The following is a 2,410-nucleotide window of genomic DNA, read 5'->3' as shown; positions in this document are numbered from 1 at the left end:
TGACTGCGCTCGCCGAAGTTCCCCACTTGTGCTCGCCGAAATTCCCCACCCGTGAGCGGTGTCGATTATAGGGGTTCGCGGTTTCCGGTGGTGGCTCGGCGGAGGGTGTCGGTGGTGGCTTGGTGGTCTCGGAGTCGGTAGGAGTCGCCGTCGAGGTTGATGACCATCGATCGGTGTAGCAGCCGGTCCAGGAGGGCGGCGGCAACTGTGTTGTCGCCCAGTATTTCTCCCCATGATCCGACACCGCGGTTGGTGGTGATCGCGATCGAGGTTTTCAAATACCGTTGCGACACAACCTGAAACAGCGCTGAGGCGGCCTCGGCGGGCAACGGTAGGTAGCCGAGCTCGTCGATGACCAGCAGCGCTGGTCCGGCGTAGAAGCGCATGGTGGTGGCCCAGCGGCCCTCGATCGCGGCGCGGTGGCAGCGGGCCGCCAGGTCGGCGGCGGTGGTGAAGTAGGTGCGGTAACCGGCGTGCGCGGCTGCCCGCGCCAGACCCGTTGCCAGATGTGTCTTTCCAGTGCCGGGCGTTCCGATCAGCAAGACGTTGGTGGCGGACTCGAGGTAGCGGCAAGTTCCGAGCTCGTCGAGCAGGGGTCGGTCGATGCCGGAGGCTGCATCGACGTCGAAGTTGTCCAGCGACGCCGGGGTCGGCAGGCTGGCGAACCGCAGTCGGCCGGCGAGGCGGCGGGCTTCGGTGTCGTCGACCTCGATCCGCAACAGCTTCTCCAACGTGGCTGTGGCTGAAAGGTTTTGCGTGGTCGCGTCTTCCAGCACCGTCGGTAACGCTTCGGCGGCGGCATGTAGTTTCAGCGTCGCCAAGTGTGAACGGAGTTGCTGGTAGCGGGTCGCGGTCTCGTCGGCTCCGATCGCCTTCGTGGCGCGGCGGCTGGTCTTGCGCGGGGCGGGGCTGGTCATTTGCGGCTCCTGGCGGTGGCGGCGCGCTCGTAGGCGGCCAGGTCGGTGACCGTCGCGCCGGCGACGGTGTCTGGGCTGGTGGTGGGGTCGGTGGCGGCGCGCAGGGCCGCTGCGGCGGCTCGGGCGGCGGCGCCGGGTGGGATGCGTTCCTTGCGGCGGTGCGGGCGGCCGGTGTTTGCCGCGGCCATCGCGGCGGCGTCGAGTGCGACCACGTGGCCGTGGTCGCGGACAGTGGCGCCCAGGCCGTCGGCGGCGCGCTCGTGGCGGGCGACCACGATCCCGGCGGTGGTGGCGATGTCGATAGTGTTGCCGCGCAACGGTTGCGCGACGACCACCGTCGCCGAGGCCAGCTCCGGCGGCACCGAGTAACGGTTGCCGCGCCAGGAGATCATCGCTTGACGTGAGGCGACCCTCGGTTCAGCGACCATCGCCGGATAGGGTTCGGCAGGCAAGGGCCGCAACGGTTCTCGCGCGGCGACAGTTGCGACGCTGGCCCGTCCGTCGGCGGTCGGCCGCAACCGGGTGTCCCCGCGCAGCGAGCAGAACTTGTCCAGGCTCGCTTGGGCCTGCTCGACGGTGACCTCGTCGGCCAGGGTGCGCCACCACCGTTGCGCGGCAGTGTGGTTCGCCTTCTCGACCACGCCTTTGCGGTTGCCGCGCCGGGCCGGGCAGATCGCCGGGGCCACCGCGTAATACTTCAGCACCGCCGCGAACGACGCGGTCACCTGCCCGCTCGAGGGATGGCAGACCGTGGACATGCGGTCGAACCGCCACGACCCGGTCACCCCGCCCAAGGCGCGAGCGACGCGATCGAGGCCCTCGATCAAGTGCGGCTGATCGGTGGACGGGGCGAGACAGCCGCGCCAGCGGCCGGAATGAGATAAAGACCCGACCAACAGGTGCGCGTTCGCGCCCCATCCCCACGCTGCGGGCGGGTTCGGCAGATCGACCCAGTCCCACTGTGTTTCGCCGCCCGGCGGATGCGGGATGACGGCGTTGGGGCGTTCGGTCGCGGTCCGGCAGGCATGGCACACCGGCCGCAGATTGCGGGCGCGGATGTTGCGGGTCAGCGACTGATACGACAGCGCAAACCCGAGCGGTTCGAGCTCGTCCATCAGCGTCTGCGCCCACAGGTGCGGGTCCTCGGCCAGGCGGGCGGTCACGTACTCGACGAACGGTTCGAACGGATCGGGCAGATGCCGTTTCCGCACGCCAGGGGTACGTTCCCCGGCCAGATACGCGCGAATGGTCTTTCGGTCGCGGCCGGTGTGCCGGGCGATCTGCGAGATCGTCCAGCCCCGTGCACGCAGGGCACTGATTTCCACATCTTCCTCACGTGTCAACATGGAAAAGCGGGCCTCCTCCGATCGAAAGCGCTGGTCAGGTGTGGTAACCACCAGCATCGGAGCAGGCCCGCCCTTCACGGCGGAGCCACACGGGACAAATGGGGAATTTCGGTGAGCGTCAGTGGGGAATTTCAGTGAGCGCCGTCA

Annotated in this window: 2 protein-coding genes; both read right to left on the bottom strand. The window is 68.7% G+C overall.

The window, feature by feature from the left end; all coding sequences use genetic code 11:
- Positions 1-65: 65 nt before the first annotated feature.
- The gene (gene istB, locus IG65_RS0133775) at positions 66-917 is read right to left on the bottom strand and encodes an IS21-like element helper ATPase IstB (protein WP_030518983.1); all 852 of its coding nucleotides are present in this window, start codon (positions 915-917) and stop codon (positions 66-68) included.
- Positions 914-2,263, bottom strand: a complete 1,350-nt coding sequence (locus IG65_RS0133770; RefSeq protein WP_030518982.1) for a DDE-type integrase/transposase/recombinase — start codon at positions 2,261-2,263, stop codon at positions 914-916. The genes istB and IG65_RS0133770 overlap by 4 nt, the downstream gene beginning before the upstream one ends.
- Positions 2,264-2,410 lie beyond the last annotated feature (147 nt).

This window comes from Nocardia sp. NRRL WC-3656, assembly GCF_000720265.1.
Taxonomy (GTDB): domain Bacteria; phylum Actinomycetota; class Actinomycetes; order Mycobacteriales; family Mycobacteriaceae; genus Nocardia; species Nocardia nova.
This window is presented reverse-complemented; position numbering and strand designations above follow the sequence as displayed.